The sequence below is a fragment of the Pseudomonas sp. 20-5 genome (assembly GCF_056782835.1).
Window position 1 is genome coordinate 3,485,939 of sequence record NZ_CM165584.1, and the last position, 22,352, is coordinate 3,508,290.

Consider the following 22,352-nt stretch of genomic DNA (forward strand, 5'->3'; position numbering starts at 1 on the left):
GATATGGCCTTTTGATATCACACACTCTACCATGCCGTCTTTCCAAGCCGCCAGGGAACGAACGCATGGCTTTCGATGCCGCCCGCTATGTCCACCGCTACTACGCCAGCCTGGCGCCCGCCCCGGGCAACGAATACCCGCGCCTGAGGGCCTGGGAGTACCTCTGGGAGTATGTCTGGGACCCCAGTCGCAGCTGGGACGACCTGACCGCCCCCGAACAGCTCGACACCACCGCCCTGCACCTGGGTTTCTACCTGGCCAACTGGGGCATGTTCCGTGGCTCCTCGGGACTGCTGCAGAACAGCAACCTGGACCTGATGAAAGCGCTGGCCCGGCAGCTCTTCAGCGGTGCCGGACCGGAACTCTTCGAGCTGTCCCTGGTGGATTTCGCCGGCAACGGCGCGCGCCTGGCGCACAACCGCAAGCTGCTGGAAACGGTACTCGGGTCGATGGACGCCCTCAGCAGCCGGGTGAGCTGGACCGACACCCTGAAGAGCAAGATCCTGCTCGGCGTCTGGGGCGAGTTTCCCGCCCTCGACCGCCACTACGTGGCCGCCTGTCGCGCGCTGTATCCACGCCGGGGCCTGACGAGCGTCAACGGCGGGACCCTCACCGCGCTGCACCGCCTGATCGGCGAAGAAAGGCTGTCGTTCCCGCGCCTGGAGACCGCCCGCAAGGGGCTCCTCTACCCCACCGGGCGCCTGGCCGACATGGCTTTCTTCCAGTACGGCCTGGAAAACGCTTGAGGCGCTGCGCCGCCGATCCGGGGGACTTGTAGGCATGCCCTCGCTGTAAGTAGTATGAGACTCATTCTCAATTACAACAGCGATCCCCTCCATGCCGCCGGCCGACGCCTCCCTGCACGACGCTGTGAGCCATCTCTACCAGGACCACCATGGCTGGCTGCAAGGCTGGTTGCGGCGACGCCTGGGCTGCGCGGAAAACGCCGCCGACCTGGCCCAGGACACCTTCGCCCGCCTGCTCGCCTCGCGCCGGGTACTGGATGCGCGCGAACCGCGCGCCTACCTGACCACCGTCGCCAAGGGGCTGATGATCAACTGGTTCCAGCGCCAGTCGCTGGAGCGCGCCTACCTCGATGCCCTGGCCAACCTCCCGGAAGACCTCGCGCCGCCGCCGGAACAGCGGTTGATGGTGCTGGAAACCCTGCATGAAGTAGACGCCCTGCTCGGCAGCCTGCCGGACAGGGTCCGCCAGGCGTTTCTCCTGGCGCAGATCGAAGGCCTGAAGTACGAAGCCATCGCCGAGCGCCTGGGCGTGTCCCTGGGTTCGGTCAAGCGCTACATGCAGCAGGCCTTCCGCCAGTGCCTGGAGCTGATGGAATGAACGCCGCGGACGAAGGCCGGATTCCCTCGCCGATCCTCGACGAGGCCGCCGAGTGGCTGGTGCGCCTGCAGGACAGCGGCTGCACCGACGACACGCGCCAGGCCTGCGCCCAGTGGCGGCAGCGCAGCCCGCAGCACGCCCATGCCTGGGAGCGCGCCGAGCGCCTGCTGCAATGCCTCGGCCGACTGCCGCCGGCGCTGGCCCTGCCGACCCTCGGCCGCGAGCGCGGGCTGGACCGGCGGCGCGCGATCAAGCACCTCGCCCTGGTCCTCGGCGGCGCCTCGCTGGGGCTCGCCACCTGGCAGGCCGAACCGTTGCGCGACTGGCTGGCCGACCAGCGCACCGGCGTCGGCGAACAGCGCCGCCTGACCCTGCCCGACGGCAGCCTGCTGACCCTGAACACCGACAGCGCCGTGGACCTGGCCTTCGACGCCAGCCAGCGGCTGGTACGCCTGCTGCGCGGCGAGATCTTCGTCGATAGCCGCGCCGACCCGCGTCCGTTCCGCGTCGCCACCGCCGAAGCGCGGCTGCATGCCGGTGCCGCCCGCTTCAACGTACGCCAGGAGATGGCCGCGACCCGGGTCGCGGTACTCGCCGGGCGGGTCGAACTGAGCCCGCTCCACGGACGCGGGCGCTGGCTGGAAAGCGGCGAGTCGGTGCGCCTGGGCGCCGACGGCGAAGCGCGCCGGCTGGCCTTCGACGGCCTGCCGGACGCCTGGACCCGCGGCATGCTGATGGCCGACCGGATGCCGCTGGCCGAGGTGCTCGCCGAACTCGCCCGCTACCGTCGCGGCGTACTGCGCTGCGACCCGCAACTGGCCAGGCTGGCGGTGTCGGGCGCCTATCCGCTGCTGGACCTGCGGCGCACGCTGGGCATGCTGCAGGCCACCTATCCGCTGAAGGTGCGCGGGGTGACCGACTACTGGATCAGCCTGGTGCCGGCGTGACGGCGCGGCCGCCATCCCCGTGGCAACCGCCCCCTCGCGTCCACCCCGGCAGGCCGTCCGCGGTTGCGCCGGAACAGGCGTTGCCATCGACATACCGTGCTCCGCAGAAAAATAACCGCCTCGACCTGAGACCTTTTTCCTTCTCGGCTGGCAAGTAGAGGAATCCGCCCCGACCCAAGGTCCGCAGAGACCACGAGGAACCCTGTACATGCCCGTACGCACGCTTCGCCCCCGTTCGCTGTCCCTGGCCATCCACGCCGCCGCCATGACCCTCGCCCTCGCCGGCGCGGCCCCCGCCCTGCTTGCCGCCGAGGCGCCCGCCGCCAGCTCGGCGCGCAGCTATGACATCGCCCCCGGCCCGCTCGGCCGTACCCTGTCGGCCTTCGCCAGCGACAACGGGGTATCCCTGGCGTTCGACCCGGCGCTCACCGAGGGTCGCCGCAGCGCCGCCCTGCGCGGCCGCTACGCGCCGGTCGAGGCGCTGCACCGCCTGCTGCTGGGCAGCGGCCTGGAGTTGCAGCAGCGCAGCGATGGCAGCTACACCCTGGTGCCGGCAGCCACCGATGGCGCGCTGGAACTGCAATCCTCGCTGATCACCGCCCAGGCCGCCGGTGCCGAGACCCTGCCCGCCGAGTACGCCGGCGGCCAGGTGGCCCGTGGCGCGCGCCTGGGCATGCTGGGCAACGCCGACGTGATGGATGCGCCATTCAGCATCACCAGCTACACCGCCAGGACCATCGAGCAGCAGCAGGCGCGCAGCGTCGCCGACCTGCTACAGGCCAACGATCCGTCGGTGCGGGTGGTCGGCGGGCGCGGCGACCTGGTGGACAGCTACACGATTCGCGGCTTCAGCGTGCAGAACGCCGACGTCGCCTTCAACGGCCTCTATGGCCTGCTGCCGTTCTGGCGGGTACCGATCGAATTCGCCGAGCGCGTGGAAGTGCTCAAGGGACCGAACGCCCTGCTCGGCGGGATTTCCCCCGGCGGCAGCGTCGGCGGCACCATCAACCTGGTGCCCAAGCGCGCCGACGACCAGCCGCTGACCCGCGTCAGCGTCGACTGGACCCAGCGCGGCCAGCTCGGCACTCACCTCGACATCGGCCGGCGCTTCGGCGAGAACAACGCCTTCGGCGTGCGCTTCAACGGCGTCTACCGCAACGGCGATACCGCCGTCGACCATCAGAGCCGCGAGTTTCCCATGCTCTCCCTGGGCCTGGACTTCCGTGGCGAGCGCCTGCGCCTGTCCAGCGACCTGCTGTACCAGAAGGAAAGCCTGGAAGGCGTGGTGCGCCCGCTGCTGACCGGCCCGGGAACCACCCACATCCCCCACGCCCCGGACTCGAAGACACGCTTCGGCCTGCGCGATTCCTACCTGGACCAGGAGGATTACTCCATGGTCAACCGCGGCGAGTACGACCTCGCCGACAACCTGACGGCGTTCGCCAGCATCGGCGGCCGCCAGAGCAACTACGAAACCATCGCCGCCAACAGCATCCTCGTCGGCAACCAGGGCGATATCGTCAACAGCCTGGCACGCCAGCGCGGCGACCGCCGCACCTATTCCGCCGAGGTCGGCCTGCGCGGCAACTTCGACACCGGCCCGCTCCGCCACGACTGGACGCTCAGCGCCAACCGCCTGCACGAACGGCTGGGCATGGTCTATGCCTTCACCGGGATGCAGCCGGGCAACCTCTACCAGACCTCGCCGCATACGCCGCTGCCGGACTTCTCCAGCCTCGACGGGAGCATTCCGAAGACCAATGAAACCGATCTCGGCGGCGTGGCGCTGGCCGACAGGCTGTCGTTCCTCGAGGATCGCGTGCAGGTCACCCTGGGCGTGCGCCGCCAGCAGATCGAGTCGCGCAACTACGACCAGACCAGCGGCGCGCGCACCAGCCACGACAAGCGGCACGTGTGGACGCCGATGGCCAGCGTGCTGGTCAAGCCGCTGCAGGACCTGTCGCTGTACGCCAACTACATCCAGGGCCTCAGCCAGGGCGAGGCGGCGCCGATGACCGCGGCCAACGCCGGCCAGGTGCTGGCACCGTACAAGGCCGAGCAATACGAGATCGGCGCCAAGTACGACCTGGGCGGCTTCACCACCACCCTGGCGCTGTTCGAGATCAGGAAACCGAACGCCTATACCGACGCCAGCAACGTCTTCCGCGCCGACGGCGAGCAACGCAACCGCGGCGTGGAGCTGAGCCTCTATGGCGAACCGCTGGACGGCGTGCGGGTGATGGCCGGCGCCACCTACATCAAGCCCGAGCAGAACAAGACCGGCGACCCTGCCAGCGAAGGCAAGGACGCGCCCGGCGTGGCCCGCCGCCAGGCCAACCTGGGGGTCAGCTGGGACACCCCGTTCGTCGACGGACTGACCCTCGACAGCCGCTGGATCTACACCGGCTCGGCCTATATGGACAGCGCCAACGCCCTCGCCGTGCCGCACTGGAACCGCGTCGACCTCGGCGCCGCCTACGCCTTCCAGGTCGCCGGCAAGCCGCTGGTGGCGCGCGCCAACCTGGAGAACGCACTGGGCAAGGACTACTGGACCGCAGCCAACGGCTACCTGTCGATCAGCTCGCCGCGCACCCTTTCCCTTTCCCTCACGGCGGACTTCTGAGTCCGCCCCACCATAACCAGAAACCGCCGATGACCAGCCAATGACCGCGAAAACCCTGCGCACCTGGTACCTGGTGCACAAATGGACCAGCCTGATCTCCACGATCTTCCTGCTGATGCTTTGCCTCACCGGGTTGCCGCTGATCTTCCACGAGGAGATCGAGCACTACTTCGAGCCGCATCCGCAGCTCGAGCCGCTCACCGCCGAGTCGCCGCGCATCGACTACGACGACGTGATCGCCCGCGCCCTGGCCGCCCGGCCGGGCGAAGTGGTGCGCTTCCTGGTATTCGAAAAGGACGACCCGCTGGGCCTGGTGATCAGCGCGCCGAGCCTGGTACCGCCGCCGGAGAACGGCCACATGCAGCCGTTCGACGCGCGCACCGGGGAATTCTTCGACGCACTGCCGCCGCCGGGCGGCTTCATGTACCTGATGCTGAAGCTGCACACCGACCTGTTCCTCGGCCTGCCCGGCTACCTGTTCCTCGGCCTGATGGGCCTGCTGCTGGTGGCCTCGCTGGTGTCCGGGGTGGTGGTATACACGCCGTTCATGCGCAAGCTGGACTTCGCCACGGTACGCGCCGAACGCAGCCGTCGCCTGAAGTGGCTGGACCTGCACAACCTGCTGGGCATCGTCACCCTGTCCTGGGTACTGGTGGTCGGCGTGACCGGAGTGATCAACACCCTGGCCCTGCCGATCCTGATGCTCTGGCAAGGCGGGCAGTTGGCGGAAATGACCGCGCCCTACAAGGACGCGCCGCCGCTACAGCGCCTCGGCTCGCTCGACGCGGCCCTGGCCACGGCACGCCGGGCGGCGCCGGACATGGAGGTCAGCTTCGTCGGCTTCCCCGGCACCCAGTTCAGCAGCCAGCATCACTATGCGGTGTTCATGCGCGGCAACACGCCGCTCACCGAGCGCCTGCTGAAGCCGGCACTGATCGACGCGCAGAGCGGCGAACTCACCGACATGCGCGAGATGCCGCTGTACGTGAAGACGCTCCTGCTGTCGCAGCCGCTGCACTTCGGCGACTACGGCGGCATGCCGCTGAAGATCGTCTGGGCGCTGCTCGACCTCGTCAGCATCGTCATCCTCGCCAGCGGTCTCTACCTCTGGCTCGGCCGACGCAAGACGCCATTGGAGAAGCGCCTGGCGGAACTGCCGGACGGCAGCCTGGCGACGGAGGGCAAGGCATGAGGCGCGGTCTCTGGATGATCTTCCGCTGGCCCCTGCTACTGGCCCTGCTCGGCCTCTTCGGGCTGCTCTCGGCGCTGCTCGGCGACGGCCTCTACGACCTGCTCTCCTGGCTCGCCCTGGGCACTCCGCTGGTGCTGGTCGGCTGGGTCTGGCTGCGCCTGCCGCGACCCCGAAGGAACCCCTGAGATGACCACCCCGCCGTCCTCCGCCAACACCCTGGACCTGCGTCCGCTGATGTTCGAGACCTTCGTCTGCACCCTCGCGGTGATGTCCTTCGTCGCCCTGGTCGGCCCGCTCGCCCGCAAGCTCGGCCTCGCGGCCTGGCAGGCCGGCGCCGCGGTGACCGTCGGCGGCATCGCCTGGATGCTCGCGGCGCGGCCCTGGGGCATCGCCAGCGACCGGCATGGGCGACGGCGGATACTGCTCGGCGGGCTGGCCGGCTTCGCCCTCTCCTACGGCTCGCTCTGCCTGTTCATCGTGCTCGCCCTGCACTGGACGTTGCCGACCCTGTTCGCCTTCGCCGGTATCGTTCTCCTGCGCGGCCTCGCCGGCGGTTTCTACGCCGCGGTGCCGGCCTGCACGGCGGCACTGGTGGCCGATCACGTCGAGGCGCAACGACGCGCCGCGGCGCTGGCCGGACTCGGCGCGGCCAGCGCGATAGGCATGGTGATCGGGCCGGGGCTGGCCGGACTGCTGGCGACTCACGGGCTGGTCCTGCCGTTGCTGGTCACCGGCGCGCTACCCCTGGTCGCCCTGCTGGCGCTCTGGCGCTGGCTGCCGCGCGAGGAGCGTCGCCAGCCGAACCGCGGCGCCGCCCTGGCGATCGGCGACCGCCGCCTGCGGCGGCCGCTGGCGGTGGGCTTCGTGGCGATGTTCAGCGTCACCGTGGCGCAGATCACCGTGGGCTTCTTCGCCCTCGACCGGCTGCGCCTGGATTCCGCCGACGCCGCGCGGGTGGCCGGCATCGCCCTGACCGCAGTGGGCGTCGCGCTGATCCTGGCCCAGCTCCTGGTGCGCCGCCTGGACTGGCCACCGCCGCGACTGATCCGGGTCGGCGGGCTGGTCGCCGCCATCGGCTTCGCCGCCGTGTGCTTCGCCGACTCGCCGCCGCTGCTCTGGCTGGCCTTCTTCGTCGCCGCGGCGGGCATGGGTTGGGTATTCCCGGCAGTCTCGGCGCTCAACGCCAATGCCGTGCGCGCCGAGGAACAGGGTGCCGCCGCCGGCACCCTGGTGGCCGTACATGGCTTCGGCCTGATCAGCGGGCCGCTGCTCGGCACGCTGCTCCACCAATTGGACAGCCGCGCCCCCTACGCGCTGGTCGGTCTGCTGCTGGCGCTGGCGGCGTTCTGGTCGAGCCAACCGACGCGCCCCGTGGAAACGAGGAGCGAAGCACCATGACCGCTGTCGACCTGCTGCTGGTCGCGACCCTGCTGGCGGCCCTGCTCGCCTGGTGGATACCCGCCCTGCCCGGCCGCCGTAGCCTGCTGGCGCTCGCCTCGACGCTGGCGCTCGGCGCCGGCCTGTACGCTGCATGGGACGACCGCTGGCAAGCCGGCGTCGGCGCCTTCGCCGGTTTCTCCCTGCTGCTCGGCGCCTGCCTGCGCCGGAAGCCCGAGCGCGGCCTGCCGTTCCGGACCGGTTCGCTGTACGGCCTGCTGGTGCTGCTGGCAATCGCCGCGCTGTACCTGTTCCCGGTCGCGCCGCTGCCGGCGCCGAGCGGCCCCTATGCGGTCGGCGTGCGCGATTTCGAACTGGGCGACCCCAGCCGACCCGGCCTGCTCGGCGCCCCGGCCGGGCAGCCGCGGCGCCTGCTGGTACGCGCCTGGTACCCGGCACGCCCGATCGCCGGCGCCGCGCCGCGTCACTATTTCGACCCAGGCGAGGCGCGCAGCACCGCGCGGGGCTTCGGTGAAATACTCGGCTTTCCGCCGTTGCTCGCCTACCTCAAGCACCTGCGCACCAATTCCTATCCGGACGCCCCGCTGCGCGACGATTCCGCTCGCCTGCCGGTGGTGTTCTACAGCCATGGCTACAGCGCCTTCGCCGGCGGCAACTGGACCCTGATGGAAGAACTGGCCAGCCACGGCTACGCGGTCTACGCCATCCAGCACAGCGGCGACGCGTCGCCGACCCGCCTGCCCGATGGCACGCTGCTGCCCATGGACCCCGGGCTGGTCGAACACCTGCGCCGGGCCGCCCACGACGGCTTGCCGCAGGCCATGCGCCAGGGCTATGTCAGCGACGATCTCGACCAGCGCCTCGACGGCCAGTTGCACACCGCCCTCGACCTGCCCGCCCCGGCCAACCGCGCCGTCAACCTCAGCGCGCCGGTATGGCTGGCCGACCGCCTGTTCGTCCATGACCGCCTGCAGGCCGGCGAGGTCCCGGACAGGGTCGCCGACCTGGTGGCCGCCAGCGACTTCGCGCACACCGGCGAGATGGGCATGTCCTTCGGCGGCTCGACCACCGGCGCGGTCTGCATGGTCGACCGACGCTGCGCGGCGGCCGTCAACCTCGACGGCGGCGACTTCGACTTCGCGCCCTTCGACAGCGATTTCCCGGCACCGCTGCTGATGCTGCACGCCGACCTTGGCAACTTCTACCGGCTGTTCGGCATCGAACCGCCGGCCCGCCCGAGAAGCTTCAACGACTTTTCCTACGAACGCTTCGAGCACGCCGGCCAGCGCCAGGACATTCATCGCCTGGTACTGCGCGATTCGGCCCATGCCGGGCTTACCGACAATCCGCTGTTCATCCGCCGGCCGCTGCGCGACGGGCTGCTCGGCTCGGCACCGACGGAAGTCCTCATCCAGGCTCCCAACGCCCTGGTGCTGGGTTTCTTCGATCACTACCTGCGCGGCCGCGCCAACGACTTTCCGCAAGCGCAGATGGCGCGCTTCCCCGCCTGGCTGACGCGCTACGACAACTCGGCGGTGCGCGACTGGTGGCTGGCCAAGCCGGAAGCCCAGCGCCTGGCGCTGCGACGACGCATCGACGAAATGAAACGGCGCAAGACCGGGCTGGATCTTCCCTGACGACGGGTTACAGTGGGCGTCCCATCTGCGGAGCGCCGTCCATGCATATCCCGCCCGAGCTGATCATCCACCAGACCCGCCACTGGACGCTGAACCAGCGGATCGACTCGGCCCTGCCCGGCTACTGCATGCTCGGCTCGCGGCAACCGGCGACGGCCTTCCACCAGTTGCCGGAACAGGCCCTCGCCGAATTCGGGCCGCTGCTGGCCAGGGTCGAGCGCGAAATGGACGCGCTGCTGCGGCCGCGACGCATCTATGTCGGCCGCTACGGCCACATGCCCGGCCTGCCGGTGCATTTCCACCTGATGCCACTGTACGACTGGGTCGAGGAACTGTTCTGGGAGGACACGCGTTACCGGACGCTCCAGCAGTTCGGCGTGCCGACCGCCGCCCCCCTTACCGATGGCGCCGAGCTGACCCTGTTCGTCTGGCGCGAATTCTGCGAACGCGCCGATCCGCCGGCCGTGCGCGGCATGGATCGGCAACAGGCGATCGCCGGATTGCGCCGGGCATTCGGCTACGGCGTCCAACCCCGAACATCGTCTGGGCCGGACTCCGAGTCCGCGCAGGACGCATGACCGCGTGCGGTTGGGTGGGCTTCGAGGCCGCGTAGGGCGAATAACCGCTTGCGGTTATCCGCCATGAAACCTCGGCGCAGCGGCGGATAACGCCGGTGGCGTCATTCGCCCTACGACCCGGCTCCGAGGCCGCGGTACGCATGACCGCGTGCGGTTGGATGGGCTCCGAGGCCGCGTAGGGCGAATAACCGCTTGCGGTTATCCGCCATGAGACGTCGGCGCAGCGGCGGATAACGCCGGTGGCGTTATTCGCCCTACGGCCCGACTCCGGGGCCGCGGGACGCATGACCGCGTGCGGTTGGGTGGGTTCCGAGGCCGCGTAGGGCGAATACCCGCTTGCGGTTATCCACCATGAAACGTCGGCGCAGCGGCGGATAACGCCGGTGGCGTCATTCGCCCTACGACCCGGCTCCGAGGCCGCGGTACGCATGACCGCGTGCGGTTGGATGGGTTCCGAGGCCGCGTAGGGCGAATAACCGCTTGCGGTTATCCGCCATGAGACGTCGGCGCAGCGGTGTCGTCACGGTTGCAGGTAGCGGTGCTTCCAGCCTCCTTCGTCGCGGTCGTAGCGCAGGCGCTCGTGCAGCCGCTCGGTGCCGTTGCCCCAGAACTCCACCGACTCCAGGCACAGTTCGAACAGGCAGTAGCCCGGCGGGCGCGGCAGCGGGCCGTCGGTTTCCGCCAGGCGCCGGGCTTCGGCGCGCAGGGCGTGGATGTCGGCGAGGGTTTCGCTCTGCCGCGAGGCGATCGACATCGGGTGGGTCTGGTACGGGCGGCTCAGCCACTGGGCGTCGGCGCGCTCGTCGGGCAGGCGTTCGGCGCGGCCGTTGAGGATGATCTGCTGGCTGCTCTCGCGCCAGTACAGCACCCCCGAGGCCCAGGGGTTCTGCGCCAGTTCGCGGCCCTTCTGGCTATCGGCGTGGGTGGCGAACACCACCCCGCGCTCGCCCAACTCGGCGATCACCACGATCCGCGTCGACGGCCGGCCCTGCCCGTCGACCGTGGCCAGGGCCAGTGCCCGCGGCTCGCGCACGCCATAGCGGCGGGCGCGTTCCAGCCAGTTGCGCAGCACCTCCATGGGGTTCGCCGGCGGCGCCTCGAACTCCGGGAAAGGGGCTTCGATGGTCCCGGTGAGGGACTCGGAAATGTTCGTGTTGACGCCCATCACGGCGTTCCTCCGTTCTGCCCGTTCACAGGTAGGCCCGGCCTTCGGCGAAGGCCGCGCCGTTGCCCGACACTTCCACCGCCGAGACCCGCTCGCCGGCGCCCTCGGCGCGGGCGTACATGCGCGACGGCCGGCCGATCTCGACGCCCTGGAGGATCTCGATCTGCTGCCCGTAGGGAATCTGCCGGTGGCGCGCCAGGTGGATCGCCAGCGGCCCGGCGGCGGAACCGGTGGCGGCGTCCTCGACCACGCCGTAGGCCGGCGAGAACATGCGGCTGCGCCAGTGCCGCCCGGCGCCGGCGAAGCAGTTCACCGCCAGGTCCGGGAAGTCGCACAGCGCGCGGTGGTCGGGGTGCAGCGCGGACAGCGCGGCGACGCTCTCCAGGCCGACGAAGACGTGGCGCGGGCCGTTGCGGTAGACCTCGATGGGAAAGGTCGAGCCCTTCAGGCCGAGGGCGGCGAGCAGCTCGGCCGGGCGGCTGAAGTGCTCCCAGGTGGGGATCGGCTGCTGCATGCTGCAGGCCACCACCTTGCCGTCCTGGCGCTCCAGGGCGAAGGGCACGGTGCCCATCCTGGTCTCCAGGAACAGCCTGTCCTTGTCGGTCTCGGCGCCCAGGGCGATGGCGGTGCCCAGCAGCGGGTGGCCGGCGAACGGCAGTTCGTTGACCGGGGTGAAGATGCGGATGCGCGCGTCGCCGTCCTGTTGCGGGCGGAGCACGAAGGTGCTCTCCGACAGGTTCATCTCCCGCGCCATGCGCTGCATGCGCTCGCCGCTGAGGTCGTCGCAGTCGAAGAACACCGCCACCGGGTTGCCTTGCAGCGGTTCGCTGGCGAAGGCGTCTATCACGACATATCTGTGCATGGGCTCTCCTGGCTCAGGGCCGCCGCTCGACCAGCGCGTGGCGCAGCAGGTCGGCGATGATGCGTGGACCCTCGCGGGTCAGCACCGATTCGGGGTGGAATTGCATGGAGGCGAAGCGCGGCCCGCGCAGGGCATGGACCTCGCCGGTCTCGCGGTCGCGGCTGATCTCGATCGGGCCGACCTCGGGGATCTCGATGCGGTCCTGCAGGGCGCGCGCAGCGAAGGTGTTGTAGAAGCCGACGCGCTCGGCGGCGCCGAACAGGTCGATCTGTTTCTGCACGCCCTGGTTGGGCTCCTGCCGGCGTTGCAGGTCCAGGCCCAGGCACAGGCTCAGCACCTGGTGGCTCAGGCACACGGCGAGGAACGGCCGGCGCTCGCTGAGCAGCGAACGGATGGCCAGGTGCAGGTGGCCGATCTTCGGCTGGCCGATCTCGGTGGGGTTGCCCGGGCCGGGGCCCATGATCACCAGGTCGTAGCCGTCGAACGAGTACGGCTCCTGGAAGCCGCGCACGGTCACCGTCAGGCCCAGCGACTTGAGCTGCTTGGCGATCATCGAGGTGAAGGTGTCCTCGGCATCGACGATCAGCACCTCGCGTCCGGACAGGTCGGCCTGCAACTGCTGGCGCTCGCTGGCGCCGCGCAGCCAGAAGTCGGCGATCGGCGCGTTGCGGCTGGCCAGCGCCGCCACCACGTGCGGGTGCGAGCCCAGGCGCTGCGGCGCCTGGCTCTTCAGCGCGGCGATCAGCCCGGAAGCCTTGGCCCGGCTTTCCGCCGCCTCGCCCAGGGGATCGGAGTGACGCACGATGGTTGAGCCGACGCCGATGCGCAGGCGGCCGTCGCTCTCGATCTCGGCGGTGCGGATCAGGATCGCCGAGTCCAGCGTGCGCCCGCCCTGACCATCGCCGCCGATCAGCGCCGCCACCCCGCTGTAGTAGCCGCGACCCTGCGGCTCGTAGCGGCGGATCACCCGGCAGGCGCTTTCCAGCGGGCTGCCGGTGACGGTCGGGGCGAACAGCGTCTCGCGCAGCACCTCGCGCACGTCGCGGTTGGTCTGGCCCTCGATGAAGTACTCGGTGTGCGCCAGGTGCGCCATCTCCTTGAGGTAGGGACCGAGCACCCGGCCGCCGTCCTCGCAGATCCGCGCCATCATCTTCAGCTCCTCGTCCACCACCATGTACAGCTCGTCGGCTTCCTTGCGGTTGTCGAGGAATTCCATGACCTCGGCCAGGTTCGGCCCGGCCGGCGGATAGCGGTAGGTACCGCTGATCGGGTTCATCACCGCCAGGCCGTCGCGCACGCTGATGTGTCGCTCGGGCGAGGCGCCGACCAGGGTGCGTTCGCCGGTGTGGACGATGAAGGTCCAGTAGGCGCCCTTCTCGCGCAGCAGCAACTGGCGGAAGAAACTCAGCGCGCTGGCCGTGGCGTAGCCGTCGATGCGCGCCTGGAAGCGCCGCTTGATCACGAAGTTGGCGCCTTCGCCGCGACCGATCTCGTCGGCGATGACCCGCCCGACCACTTCGGCGTAGGCCTCGTCGTCGAGGTCGAAACCTTCCTCGCTCAGTTCCAGCGCCTGGTTCGGCAGCAGCGCCAGGGCCTGCTCCAGCGGCAGCAGTTCCTGCTCCAGAACCTTCAGCGCCAGCAGCGGCGTGCCGTCGTCGAGCGCCTCGAAGCCGCGCTCGGCGATCTGCCGGTAGGGAATCAGCGCCAGCAGGTCATGGCGCGGCAGGCCCGGGCCGGGCTCGTCCAGCGGCAGGTCGGCCAGGCCGTGCAGTTCGAGCGCCTCGCCGCGGATCACGTCGAGCAGGCCCGGGCCATTGCTTTCCGGGCGGTAGAGCAAGGCGAACGGCGCCGGCCGTTCGAGCAGGCGCTGCAACAGCGATGTGGGCAGGGCGTTCATTCCAGCACCTCGTCGGTGGTGACCACCATCGCGCAGCGGCTGGCGGCGTATTCCAGGGCCATGCGGTGGTGCGCCTCGCTGAAGTCGGCGATGGCGTCGGCCACCAGGAACGGCTGGATGTCGTTGGAGTAGGCGTCGACCGTGGAGATCAGCACCCCGACGTGGGCGTATACGCCGCACAGCACCAACTGGTCGCGGCCGGCGGCGCGCATCCGCTGGAGCAGATCGGAGTGGAAGAAGGCGCTGTAGCGCCACTTGGTCAGCAGCCAGTCGTCCGGCCCCGGCGCCAGCTCCTCGACCACCTCGCGGTCGGCCGGACTGGCGCGCATGCCCGGCCCCCAGAAGTCCTTGAGCAGGCCGCGCTGCTCCTCGGTCATGCTGCCCGGCTGGGCGGTGTAGGCGATCTGCACGCCCTGCTCGACGCACCAGCGGCGCAGCCGCGCGGCGTTGGCCACCAGCCCGGCGCGCAGGCTCTCGGGCAGCGGGCGCAGGAAGTAGCGCTGCATGTCGTGCACCAACAGCACCGCGCGCCGCGGCTCCAGGCTCCAGCGCGCCAGGTTGGCCGGCAGCTGCTGGGCGGTCGGCAAGGGATAGGCGGTGATTTCGGGAATGCCGCTCATGCCACGGTCTCCAGGGGGAAGGTTGCGCTCGGGGACGCTTCTGCGCCGGCCCAGGCCATCACCGCGCTGAGCGCCTGCCAGGGGTTCAGCCGCGGATCGCAGAGGCTGGTGTAGTGCCGGCCGACCTGGTGCAGGCCGCTGGAATCGGCGACGCACTCGGTGACGTCGTCCGGGGTGGTCTCCAGGTGCAGCCCGGCGGCCACGCCGCCGGAGCCGGACACCGCCAGGCGGAACGCCGCCACCTCCTCGGCGATGCTGCGCACCAGGCGGGTCTTGTTGCCGCAGGGCGCGACGATGGTGTTGCCGTGCATCGGGTCGCTCAGCCAGATCACCGGGTGCCCGGCCGCGCGCACCGCCTCCACCAGCGGCGGCAGGCGCTCGCCGACCTTCTGCGCGCCCATCCGCGCGATCAGCGTCAGGCGTCCCGGCTCGCGGCGCGGATCGAGGCGCTCGCAGAGCGCCAGCAACTGGTCGCGGCCGATCTCCGGACCGACCTTGCAGGCCACCGGGTTGAGAACCTCGGCCAGCAGCGCCACATGGGCGCCGTCGACCTGGCGGGTGCGCTCGCCGATCCACGGCCAGTGGGTCGAACCGAGATAGACCCGGCGCTGCTCGTCCTCGCGCAGCATCGACAGCTCGTAGTCGAGCAGCAGCATCTCGTGGCTGGTCCAGACCGGCGAGGCATTCGCCTCCTGCCCGGACGCGGCGTCCCAGCCCAGGTGGCGCATGATGTTGCGCGCCGCCGCATAGCCCTTGAGGATCCGCTGCGGATCGGCCCGGCGCTGCTCGGCATGGGCCTCGCGGCCGTTGACCATGTCGCCGCGATAGACCGGCAGGGTCTGCTCGCCGACCTGCTCGTGCGGCTTGGAACGCGGCTTGGCGTACTGCCCGGCGATGCGCCCGACGCGGATCACCGGCCGCCGGCCGGCCAGGCGCAGGGCGCCGGCCAGCAGTTCCAGCACGGCGGCCTTGCGCGCCACGTTCTCGGCATGGTGGTCGTCCATGTCCTCGGCGCAGTCGCCGCACTGCACCACCAGCGCCTCGCCGCGGGCGACCCGCGCCAGGGTCGCGCGCAGGGCCAGGATGTCGCCGGCGCGGATCAGCGCCGGACTGCCGCGCAGGTACGCCTGCACGTCGCGCAGGCGCGACGGATCGCCCCATTCGGGTTGCTGCAGCGCTTCGCAGCGCCGTACGCGTTGCAATAGATCGTCCATAGTTCACCCCTTCCAGGATGGCCTCAGGTGGGAATGCCTTCGCGTTTGATCTGCGGGACCGGAATGCTCAGGGCGCGCAATTGCTGGAAGACGTTCATGAATTCGCGGTTGCGCTTGATCTTGCCGTCGTCCAGCTCGAAGGAATGCAGGAAGTGGTTCTCGTAGTAGCCCTCGGGATAGCCGGGGAAGAGGATCTTGCCGTGGCCGTCGCACTCGACCCAGAAGTGGTTGGGATCGTCGGTCTCGAAGACCTTGATGTTGTACCACTCCCAATCCGGGAAGCATTTCAGCGACCACACCGCGTGCTCGGCCAGCTTGTCCTTGCCACGAATGACGATGGGCGAGCCGGTATCGGTGGTCCATAAACCGCCACAGCCGTCCTCGACGAAAAGTTCATGGCGGCGCAGGCGATCCTGGCCTTTGGTGTTCATATACTTGACCACCGTCTCGCGATTCTTCCTGCGCAACTCCACGGCGTCTTCGAAACCTTGGGGAATGGCATTATCGAGCATCGTCATATCTCCTCTTGAATTGGAATAAACATTAATCAGGTGGGAATACCGTCACGTTTTATTTGTGGAACGGCTATTCCCAATGCACGCAATTTCTGCATCGGGTTCATGAACTCGCGATTGCGTTTTATCCGGCCGTTCTCGAGTTCGAAGGAATGGATGTAGTGGTTCTCGCAATAGCCCTCCGGATACCCCGGGACCAGCGCCTTGCCGCGCCCGTCGCACTCGACCCAGAAGTGGTTCGGATCCTCGGTCTCGAAGATCCGCACGTTGTGCCACTCCCAGTCGGGGAAGCAGCGCTCGAGCCACTCGGCGAGCCGCCTGAGGCTCTCATGGCCCCGGAAAACCAGGGGTTCGCCGCTTTCCGTGGTCCAGTTGCCGGCGCAGCCGTCCTCGACGAACAGGCTGTGCCGCTGTAACCGTTCGGCCCCCTTCATGCGCATGTAGTGCTCGACCGTGGCACGGTTGCGCCGACGCAATTCCAGGTTGTCGGTAAACCCTTTCAACCGTTGGTACTCTCGCATGGTGCGAATCTCCGCCAGTTCGAATCGACTGGCATCCATACCGGAAAGAAGACATCGGGATGACAGGCCGGAGAAATTGCCGTGAAGCTTTTTCCGGGCAAAAGTTGCCCGCTTCGGAGCGTCTCCAAAGTTTCAACTAATGCCGAATTGCCATGACCGAATGTTTCGCCTGAAACCCAGTTGTAACCAGATTTGACAGGGGACAAACTTATAAACGCTTTTTTGCAATAGCCATAACCCCTTAAAAATTACAGGTGTGGGGCATCGATTCCGTTCTATTCTTTGGCCGGTTTGCCAAGCGCCCGGAAAGTTGCACTAGCGTGCCGGACAACAGGAGGACGGGCGCAATGGCGAAGGGGGCAGCGGGGAAACGCTGCCGGTGGGAAGGCTGCGCTCAGGCGACCGGCGCAAACGCTATCCGGCCATTCGGTGAATGGCCGGACGCTTGCGCGGCGGCCTCGCTAGGCGACGAGGCGTCGATTCAGTTGAGCAGGCCGATGGCGTAAGCCTTCATGGTGGCCTCCGCCTTGTTGCTGGAGTTGAGCTTGCGCATCGCATTGACGATATGGAACTTCACCGTGCGCTGGTCGATCGACAGGATCAGGCCGATCTCGCCGTAGGTCTTGCCCACCGCGGTCCACTTGAGCATCTCGGTTTCCCTGGCGGTCAGGCGCACATTGCTTTCCGGGACGATGCGCGGCGCCAGCAGGTCGCCGAAGGTAGCCTGCAGCATGCTGGTGATCCAGAGCAGGAAGGATTCCTTCTCCAGGATTTCCGTGGCGGCGATGCTCTCGCTGGAACGCACCAGGGACAGCATGCTGATCAGCCCGTACTTGCCGCGGACCGGGATCGACCAGCCGTGACGGATGCCGTGATGCAGCGCTTCCTCCCAGAAGAAACGGTTCTCCTGGAAGTCTTCGCCATTCCAGATCAGCGGGGTGTATTCCAGGAGACCATGGCGCACGATCGGGTCGATGGATGTGTAGTCTTCGGAGATATATCTGCTTTTCCATTCCCCTGGGTAATTGGACAGGAAATGATATTTAGGTGCGGTCAGCGGGAAAGGCGCCCGCGCACCGAATGAAAAGAATTCGAATCCATAATTACCGCATATCTCGAGAACCAGGGAGAAGAACTCTTCCTCGGTTGTTATTCTTGACAAAATCTCGAGATATCCCTCTCTCTCATCATGCATGCCAGCTTCACCAGTCAACAATCGATCCCGGCAGGATTCGGTTCTTCAGCGTTTTTATTCTTTTTTGTTTCCGTCTTATCCACTCATGACAATTCCCTTTATCAAGCCGGACCTGGAAGTACATATCGCCACCGGCCCTGTGCGGGTGTTCCGGACGAGGTCGAGCCCATTCGCCGCCCGCCGGGCGACGACGAAACGAGGCTGAAGAGAACTTCTCGATGAGCACGGACACGAGGCGCCGCGCAGGAACTGCGCTGGGCTGGAGGGGACGGCGCCCCGGATCTTTGCGGAAACCGTAGAACGGCTCTCCGATGGGCCTCACGGCGGTCTTTCTCATTGTTCTTCTCGCACGCTCCATCGTCGTCGGGAGAGCCTCCCGACAACAAACCTTGGCCCATGGCGGGCCTCGTCGACGAGGCTCCCCGGGGACCAGAAATGGCAACTACATACTTCCCCCCCTATCTCTCCGCAGATACCTGCCCGGAAGGGCAGGTTGTCCCTGCCGGGCTGTGACAATTTAATTCGACCAGGCATTTCATTGTCCGTGCCGATTTTCACGAAGCGCATTCTGAGGCAATTAAAAAGAGCGCTCCATTCGACCATGGACAAGCTATCCACGCCTGACCGAGATCGCCTTCCGAATATAGCGAAGCGATAACCGCAGCCTGCCGAGAAGTGCTTCAGACAATAAACAGGACGCTGGCCTTTCGTATCGATGAAAGTTCCGCATGGCGTCCGCCCCTAAGGAAGAGGAGATAAATATGATTTATTACTTGATCGGAGTGGCGCTATTCATCTTCATGCTGGAACAGTTGGTTCCCGGCTGGAAATTGCCCAAGGTGAGCACCTGGGTGGCCCGGGTGATCTTCCTCAACATCGTCCAGGTGTCGATCGCCCTGCTCGCCGGCATCACCTGGAACAAATGGATGATGGGGCACAGCCTGCTGCACACCTCGGATGCCCTGCCACCACTGCTGGCCGGCTTCGCCGCCTACTTCGTCAACACCTTCGTCACCTACTGGTGGCATCGCGCGCGCCACGCCAACGACACGCTCTGGCGGCTGTTCCACCAGTTGCACCACGCGCCGCAACGCATCGAGGTATTCACCTCCTTCTACAAGCATCCGACCGAGATGGTCTTCAACTCGCTGCTGGGCAGCTTCGTCGCCTACGTGGTGATGGGCATCAGCATCGAGGCCGGCGCCTACTACATCATGTTCGCCGCGCTCGGCGAGATGTTCTACCACTCGAACCTGCGCACCCCGCACGTCCTCGGCTACCTGTTCCAGCGCCCGGAGATGCACCGCATCCACCACCAGCGCGACCGCCACGAGTGCAACTACAGCGACTTCCCGATCTGGGACATGTTGTTCGGCACCTACGAGAACCCCCGCCGCATCGACGAGCCGCAGGGCTTCGCCGGCGACAAGGAGCAGCAGTTCGTCGACATGCTGCTGTTCCGCGACGTGCACAGCCTCCCCGGAAAAACCCAGCCCGCTCCCGTCCTGGTCAAGCCCGACGTCAGGTGAACGCCATGATTCCAGACATCGATTCCCGTCTCAGCCGGAACATATTGAAATCCATCTCGTATGGCCTCCCCCTCGCCGAAGTGGTCCCCGACCATACCTATGCGCAACTGGAAACGCGCCTCGGCGAACTGAAACGCAGGTATCTGGAGCTGCGCATCTCCCACGGCGCGCGCGAGCTGCCGTTCAGCAACTACCTGTTCTACCTGATCCTCCAGTCGCGCCACCAGGAATTCGACTTCAAGCTGCGCCAGGGCAACTCGGTGGTCACCAACATCCACCGCTTCAAGAGCAAGGGACGCATCCCGTCCCTGACCACCCTGCTCCTGGCCGATGCGGTCAACGCCAAGAGCGAGCTGGAACTCAAGCATCCGGACATCCCGCAGCTCGACCGCCACGCCCGCGACATCGAGCGCTGGCTGGCCGCCGGCAACGTCATGCCGCCCAGCGAGCGGGCCCTGCGCGGCCTGGTGGAGGCGCTGGAGCGCGCCGCTGGCGAAGGCCGTCCGTTGCACCTGGTGAGCGCGGTATGCCCGGACTACTCGCACTCCAGCGATGCCGAGGGCAAGCCGCGCTACACCTTCGAGCGAGTCGGCGACCAGCCCGGCCTGGCCGGCGCCAAGCTGGTCAGCGCCGGGCAGGCGGTGGCGGAGCTGGCCAGGGCGCGCCAGGTGGAGATCCGCCACGCGATCCTCGGCGGCGAGTTCGAATACCTGTCGTTCAACCGCAACCCCGCCACCGGCGAGACCCGCGAGGGTTTCCTCGGCAAGGTCGAGCGCCAGCTCGAGCGGATCGCCGGGGCCCTGCCCTGCCCGGCCGCGACCTGCTCGTTCTTCGAGATGTGCGGCGGCGAGGACGGCTGGCACCGGGCCCACGGCGAGATCGTCCAGCGCCTGGAACAGGGCGACTACGGCCAGACCGGGCTGGACTACCCGGCCCTGGAATCGATCTTCCTGTCGCGCCTGCCGCTCTACGAGAAATGGTTCGCCAGCCAGTCGCGCGAGCAGATCTGGGCCAGCTTCGTCTCCCAGGCCGCCGAGTACGCATTGATGGGAAAACTCTTCGGCGAGCGCTTCGACAACTTCGTCGTGCTGGCCGTCGATCACTACCGGATGGAGCCGTTCTACTCGTTCTTCGCGACCGTCCCGACGCTCTACATCCGAACCGACTACCTGTAACGAGGGAGCGCCTGCGCCATGCAAGATGAACTGTTCAAGACCCGATACTCCAAGTACGGATACGGCATCGACGTGCGCCGTACCTACAAGGACCTGCCCTGCCAGCCGTTCTGGACCTGGGTCACCGGCAAGTCGCTGAACGACCGCCCGCCGCGACGGCCGAAAGACACCCTGCTCAAGCCCTGGCAGCTCTACCTGCACATCAGTTGGGGCTACGCGGTGTTCTTCCTCGCGGTGATCTACGGCCAGCAACTGCTCGCCTCGCAGCAGCCACTGTGGCTGAAGTGCCTGCTGGGCGCGCTGATCATGTGCCTGGTGGTCAACCGCCAGCGTGGCTTCCTCCATACCTTCCACTACACCACCCATGGCGCCAGCCTGGAGAACAAGGCGCTGGCCCGCTTCACCTGCAAGTGGATCCTGTCGATCCCGATCCTGCACACCCCGCGCGACGAGTACGTGAAGCTGCACGTGAACGAACACCACAGCGTGCGCACCTTCAATACCGAGCACGACGTCGACCTGGTCTTCATGAAACAGCACGGCTTCTACAAGGGCATGTCCGAGAGCGCCTTCTGGACCCGCCTGGTGCTCGCGCCCTTCCATCCGGCGCGGATCCTCGAGCACCTGAAGTTCCGTTTCGACGTCAGCTTCGTCTCCGCCCCGCGCCACGAGCGCGTCAGCCGGGCGCTCTACTGGGCTGCGCTGCTCGGCCTGGTGTACGCCAGCGGCTACCTGGAGGCGTTCGCGCTGTTCTACCTGTTCCCGATCTTCATCCTCACCCAGTACTCGTCGTGGATCCAGCACGTCTCCGAGCACCTCTGGTTCGCCCGCAACGAGCACGGCCTGCCGCGCTTCCTGCACTACGGCTCGCTGAGCTGGGGACGCTTCCTCGGCCGCCCCTACCCGGCCGACAAGCAGGGCCTGGCCTTCGCCCTGGCGTTCGTTCGCTGGAGCCTGGGCGTGCTGCTGATCGACATCCCGCTGCGGGTGTTCTCCTTCATGCAGGACCTGCCCAGCCACGACTTCCACCATCGCAAGCCGGGAGTGAACTTCTGGCGCATCGCGCCGGAGCGCGCGGCCAACGAGGCGCGCCCCTCGAAGTTCGGCCCGATGACCGAGACCTGGGGCATGTGGGAGAACTTCCTGATCCTGCGCGACCACCTCTGCCGCGGCCAGTCGGACCCGTTCGGAATCGTCGACTGGTACCGCGAGAACCATGCCCGGCTCGCTCCGGAGACCGATGCCGCCAACCAGCCCCACACCAACCAACCCGCATCCCAGGCTACCGCCTGATCACACAGGAAACCCCATGAATACTCAGATTGCCCAGATCACCCAGAGCCTGGCAGCCAACGGCTGCGCCTATATCACCCCCAGCGACGCGCTCTACGACGAGCAGGACTGGGAACTGATGAACCAGGTCCTGGCCAACTCGACCCTGCCGTGGGAGAAGATCCTGATCGGCGACGCCGACGAGGAGAACGACCTCTACGTGGCCCGTTTCATGACCGACCGCGACCGTCCCACGGTGGTCAACCATGCGCTGTCGGAGCTGATCATCCCGCGCGTCTGCAACGACAACGTGATGAGCCTGTTCCGCAAGCTGATGGGCGACGACGCCTTCTACGTCCGGCGCATGCAGGTGAACCGGATGAAGGCCGGCTCGTTCATCGGCCGGCACCTGGATACCGACAGCAACCCGGACTACCAGTACTCCATCGTCCTGCAGCTCGGCACCTACTTCTCCGGCGGCCAGTTCGTGGTCTACGACCGCGACGGCAACCTGCGCAACGACATCAAGCCGGAGCCGCGCTCGGTGATCATCAGCGACTGCAGCTATCCCCACGAGGTCCAGCAGGTGACCGCCGGCGAGCGCGTCTCGCTGGTGTTCTTCGTCAGTCGCCATGCGGACCGGAACCGGCGGGTCTATTGACCCGTCG

The 22,352-nt window shown here is 67.6% G+C and carries 21 protein-coding genes; 13 read left to right on the forward strand and 8 right to left on the reverse strand.

The annotated features are described in order from the left end of the window. The first annotated feature begins 65 nt into the window (after window positions 1-65). From AC1RB9_RS15945 to AC1RB9_RS15985, 9 genes are all read left to right on the forward strand, one after another. Window positions 66-746: a hypothetical protein gene (locus tag AC1RB9_RS15945; protein WP_003114933.1), complete on the forward strand. Its 681-nt coding sequence runs from the start codon at window positions 66-68 to the stop codon at window positions 744-746. 91 nt (window positions 747-837) lie between these two features. Next, complete coding sequence (locus AC1RB9_RS15950; RefSeq protein ID WP_003088185.1) at window positions 838-1,344, forward strand: sigma-70 family RNA polymerase sigma factor; 507 nt, start codon at window positions 838-840, stop codon at window positions 1,342-1,344. Continuing rightward, a complete protein-coding gene (locus AC1RB9_RS15955) occupies window positions 1,341-2,291 on the forward strand; it encodes a FecR domain-containing protein (protein ID WP_003114934.1) in 951 nt (316 codons plus the stop codon). The genes AC1RB9_RS15950 and AC1RB9_RS15955 overlap by 4 nt, the downstream gene beginning before the upstream one ends. A 208-nt stretch (window positions 2,292-2,499) precedes the next feature. Then, a complete protein-coding gene (locus tag AC1RB9_RS15960; protein ID WP_003450227.1) occupies window positions 2,500-4,914 on the forward strand; it encodes a TonB-dependent receptor in 2,415 nt (804 codons plus the stop codon). A gap of 40 nt (window positions 4,915-4,954) precedes the next feature. Next, window positions 4,955-6,106, forward strand: a complete 1,152-nt coding sequence (locus tag AC1RB9_RS15965) for a PepSY-associated TM helix domain-containing protein (protein ID WP_003088170.1) — start codon at window positions 4,955-4,957, stop codon at window positions 6,104-6,106. Beyond that, window positions 6,103-6,291, forward strand: a complete 189-nt coding sequence (locus AC1RB9_RS15970) for a hypothetical protein (RefSeq protein ID WP_003450223.1) — start codon at window positions 6,103-6,105, stop codon at window positions 6,289-6,291. Before AC1RB9_RS15965 ends, AC1RB9_RS15970 begins: the two co-directional genes overlap by 4 nt. A gap of 1 nt (window position 6,292) precedes the next feature. Then, window positions 6,293-7,504 carry an MFS transporter gene (locus tag AC1RB9_RS15975; RefSeq protein WP_003450221.1) on the forward strand — a complete coding sequence of 404 codons (1,212 nt, stop codon included), beginning with the start codon at window positions 6,293-6,295 and terminating at the stop codon, window positions 7,502-7,504. Then, on the forward strand, window positions 7,501-9,141 hold the full coding sequence (locus AC1RB9_RS15980) for an alpha/beta hydrolase (protein WP_003450219.1): 1,641 nt from the start codon (window positions 7,501-7,503) through the stop codon (window positions 9,139-9,141). The genes AC1RB9_RS15975 and AC1RB9_RS15980 overlap by 4 nt, the downstream gene beginning before the upstream one ends. Before the next feature lie 41 nt (window positions 9,142-9,182). Beyond that, window positions 9,183-9,719, forward strand: a complete 537-nt coding sequence (locus AC1RB9_RS15985; protein ID WP_003450216.1) for an HIT family protein — start codon at window positions 9,183-9,185, stop codon at window positions 9,717-9,719. Between the two features lie 520 nt (window positions 9,720-10,239). On the opposite strand, the gene phzG is transcribed toward AC1RB9_RS15985, so the two are convergent. From phzG to qscR, 8 genes are all read right to left on the reverse strand, one after another. Then, window positions 10,240-10,884, reverse strand: a complete 645-nt coding sequence (gene phzG, locus AC1RB9_RS15990; RefSeq protein WP_023088039.1) for a phenazine biosynthesis FMN-dependent oxidase PhzG — start codon at window positions 10,882-10,884, stop codon at window positions 10,240-10,242. 25 nt (window positions 10,885-10,909) lie between these two features. Continuing rightward, window positions 10,910-11,746, reverse strand: a complete 837-nt coding sequence (gene phzF, locus AC1RB9_RS15995) for a phenazine biosynthesis protein PhzF (RefSeq protein WP_003093628.1) — start codon at window positions 11,744-11,746, stop codon at window positions 10,910-10,912. A gap of 13 nt (window positions 11,747-11,759) precedes the next feature. After that, window positions 11,760-13,643: a phenazine biosynthesis protein PhzE gene (gene phzE / locus AC1RB9_RS16000; RefSeq protein ID WP_003460078.1), complete on the reverse strand. Its 1,884-nt coding sequence runs from the start codon at window positions 13,641-13,643 to the stop codon at window positions 11,760-11,762. Further along, window positions 13,640-14,263: a phenazine biosynthesis protein PhzD gene (gene phzD, locus AC1RB9_RS16005; RefSeq protein WP_003093625.1), complete on the reverse strand. Its 624-nt coding sequence runs from the start codon at window positions 14,261-14,263 to the stop codon at window positions 13,640-13,642. Before phzD ends, phzE begins: the two co-directional genes overlap by 4 nt. After that, the gene (gene phzC, locus AC1RB9_RS16010) at window positions 14,260-15,477 is read right to left on the reverse strand and encodes a phenazine biosynthesis protein PhzC (RefSeq protein ID WP_015502308.1); all 1,218 of its coding nucleotides are present in this window, start codon (window positions 15,475-15,477) and stop codon (window positions 14,260-14,262) included. Before phzC ends, phzD begins: the two co-directional genes overlap by 4 nt. A 23-nt stretch (window positions 15,478-15,500) precedes the next feature. Beyond that, entirely contained in the window at window positions 15,501-15,989 is a 489-nt protein-coding gene (gene phzB / locus AC1RB9_RS16015; protein ID WP_003115119.1) for a phenazine biosynthesis protein PhzB, read from the reverse strand. Window positions 15,990-16,024: 35 nt separating this feature from the next. Continuing rightward, the gene (phzA, locus tag AC1RB9_RS16020) at window positions 16,025-16,513 is read right to left on the reverse strand and encodes a phenazine biosynthesis protein PhzA (RefSeq protein WP_003450170.1); all 489 of its coding nucleotides are present in this window, start codon (window positions 16,511-16,513) and stop codon (window positions 16,025-16,027) included. Between the two features lie 481 nt (window positions 16,514-16,994). Continuing rightward, entirely contained in the window at window positions 16,995-17,708 is a 714-nt protein-coding gene (qscR, locus tag AC1RB9_RS16025) for a quorum-sensing transcriptional repressor QscR (RefSeq protein ID WP_003118960.1), read from the reverse strand. A gap of 761 nt (window positions 17,709-18,469) precedes the next feature. On the opposite strand from qscR, the gene AC1RB9_RS16030 reads away from it, so the two are divergent. Genes AC1RB9_RS16030 through AC1RB9_RS16045 form a run of 4 tightly spaced genes read left to right on the forward strand, consistent with a single transcriptional unit; the run spans window position 18,470 to window position 22,345 of the window. Further along, on the forward strand, window positions 18,470-19,237 hold the full coding sequence (locus AC1RB9_RS16030; RefSeq protein ID WP_003102692.1) for a sterol desaturase family protein: 768 nt from the start codon (window positions 18,470-18,472) through the stop codon (window positions 19,235-19,237). A gap of 5 nt (window positions 19,238-19,242) precedes the next feature. Beyond that, window positions 19,243-20,412, forward strand: coding sequence for a hypothetical protein (locus AC1RB9_RS16035; protein WP_003088150.1), 1,170 nt, complete (start codon window positions 19,243-19,245; stop codon window positions 20,410-20,412). Between the two features lie 18 nt (window positions 20,413-20,430). Beyond that, a complete protein-coding gene (locus AC1RB9_RS16040) occupies window positions 20,431-21,705 on the forward strand; it encodes a fatty acid desaturase (RefSeq protein WP_003102695.1) in 1,275 nt (424 codons plus the stop codon). Between the two features lie 16 nt (window positions 21,706-21,721). Further along, window positions 21,722-22,345: a 2OG-Fe(II) oxygenase gene (locus AC1RB9_RS16045; RefSeq protein ID WP_003102697.1), complete on the forward strand. Its 624-nt coding sequence runs from the start codon at window positions 21,722-21,724 to the stop codon at window positions 22,343-22,345. The last annotated feature ends 7 nt before the right edge of the window (window positions 22,346-22,352 follow it).

Bases quoted from the DNA above. Each gene is read 5' to 3' on its own strand.
- phzG (WP_023088039.1), bottom strand. From the start codon at position 10,884: ATGGGCGTCAACACGAACATTTCCGAGTCCCTCACCGGGACCATCGAA.
- AC1RB9_RS16030 (WP_003102692.1), top strand. From the start codon at position 18,470: ATGATTTATTACTTGATCGGAGTGGCGCTATTCATCTTCATGCTGGAA.
- phzE (WP_003460078.1), bottom strand. From the start codon at position 13,643: ATGAACGCCCTGCCCACATCGCTGTTGCAGCGCCTGCTCGAACGGCCG.
- AC1RB9_RS15975 (WP_003450221.1), top strand. From the start codon at position 6,293: ATGACCACCCCGCCGTCCTCCGCCAACACCCTGGACCTGCGTCCGCTG.
- AC1RB9_RS15960 (WP_003450227.1), top strand. From the start codon at position 2,500: ATGCCCGTACGCACGCTTCGCCCCCGTTCGCTGTCCCTGGCCATCCAC.
- phzC (WP_015502308.1), bottom strand. From the start codon at position 15,477: ATGGACGATCTATTGCAACGCGTACGGCGCTGCGAAGCGCTGCAGCAA.
- AC1RB9_RS15955 (WP_003114934.1), top strand. From the start codon at position 1,341: ATGAACGCCGCGGACGAAGGCCGGATTCCCTCGCCGATCCTCGACGAG.
- phzB (WP_003115119.1), bottom strand. From the start codon at position 15,989: ATGCTCGATAATGCCATTCCCCAAGGTTTCGAAGACGCCGTGGAGTTG.
- phzF (WP_003093628.1), bottom strand. From the start codon at position 11,746: ATGCACAGATATGTCGTGATAGACGCCTTCGCCAGCGAACCGCTGCAA.
- AC1RB9_RS16035 (WP_003088150.1), top strand. From the start codon at position 19,243: ATGATTCCAGACATCGATTCCCGTCTCAGCCGGAACATATTGAAATCC.
- AC1RB9_RS15980 (WP_003450219.1), top strand. From the start codon at position 7,501: ATGACCGCTGTCGACCTGCTGCTGGTCGCGACCCTGCTGGCGGCCCTG.
- qscR (WP_003118960.1), bottom strand. From the start codon at position 17,708: ATGCATGATGAGAGAGAGGGATATCTCGAGATTTTGTCAAGAATAACA.
- AC1RB9_RS15965 (WP_003088170.1), top strand. From the start codon at position 4,955: ATGACCGCGAAAACCCTGCGCACCTGGTACCTGGTGCACAAATGGACC.
- AC1RB9_RS16040 (WP_003102695.1), top strand. From the start codon at position 20,431: ATGCAAGATGAACTGTTCAAGACCCGATACTCCAAGTACGGATACGGC.
- AC1RB9_RS15945 (WP_003114933.1), top strand. From the start codon at position 66: ATGGCTTTCGATGCCGCCCGCTATGTCCACCGCTACTACGCCAGCCTG.
- AC1RB9_RS15950 (WP_003088185.1), top strand. From the start codon at position 838: ATGCCGCCGGCCGACGCCTCCCTGCACGACGCTGTGAGCCATCTCTAC.
- phzD (WP_003093625.1), bottom strand. From the start codon at position 14,263: ATGAGCGGCATTCCCGAAATCACCGCCTATCCCTTGCCGACCGCCCAG.
- AC1RB9_RS16045 (WP_003102697.1), top strand. From the start codon at position 21,722: ATGAATACTCAGATTGCCCAGATCACCCAGAGCCTGGCAGCCAACGGC.
- phzA (WP_003450170.1), bottom strand. From the start codon at position 16,513: ATGCGAGAGTACCAACGGTTGAAAGGGTTTACCGACAACCTGGAATTG.
- AC1RB9_RS15970 (WP_003450223.1), top strand. From the start codon at position 6,103: ATGAGGCGCGGTCTCTGGATGATCTTCCGCTGGCCCCTGCTACTGGCC.
- AC1RB9_RS15985 (WP_003450216.1), top strand. From the start codon at position 9,183: ATGCATATCCCGCCCGAGCTGATCATCCACCAGACCCGCCACTGGACG.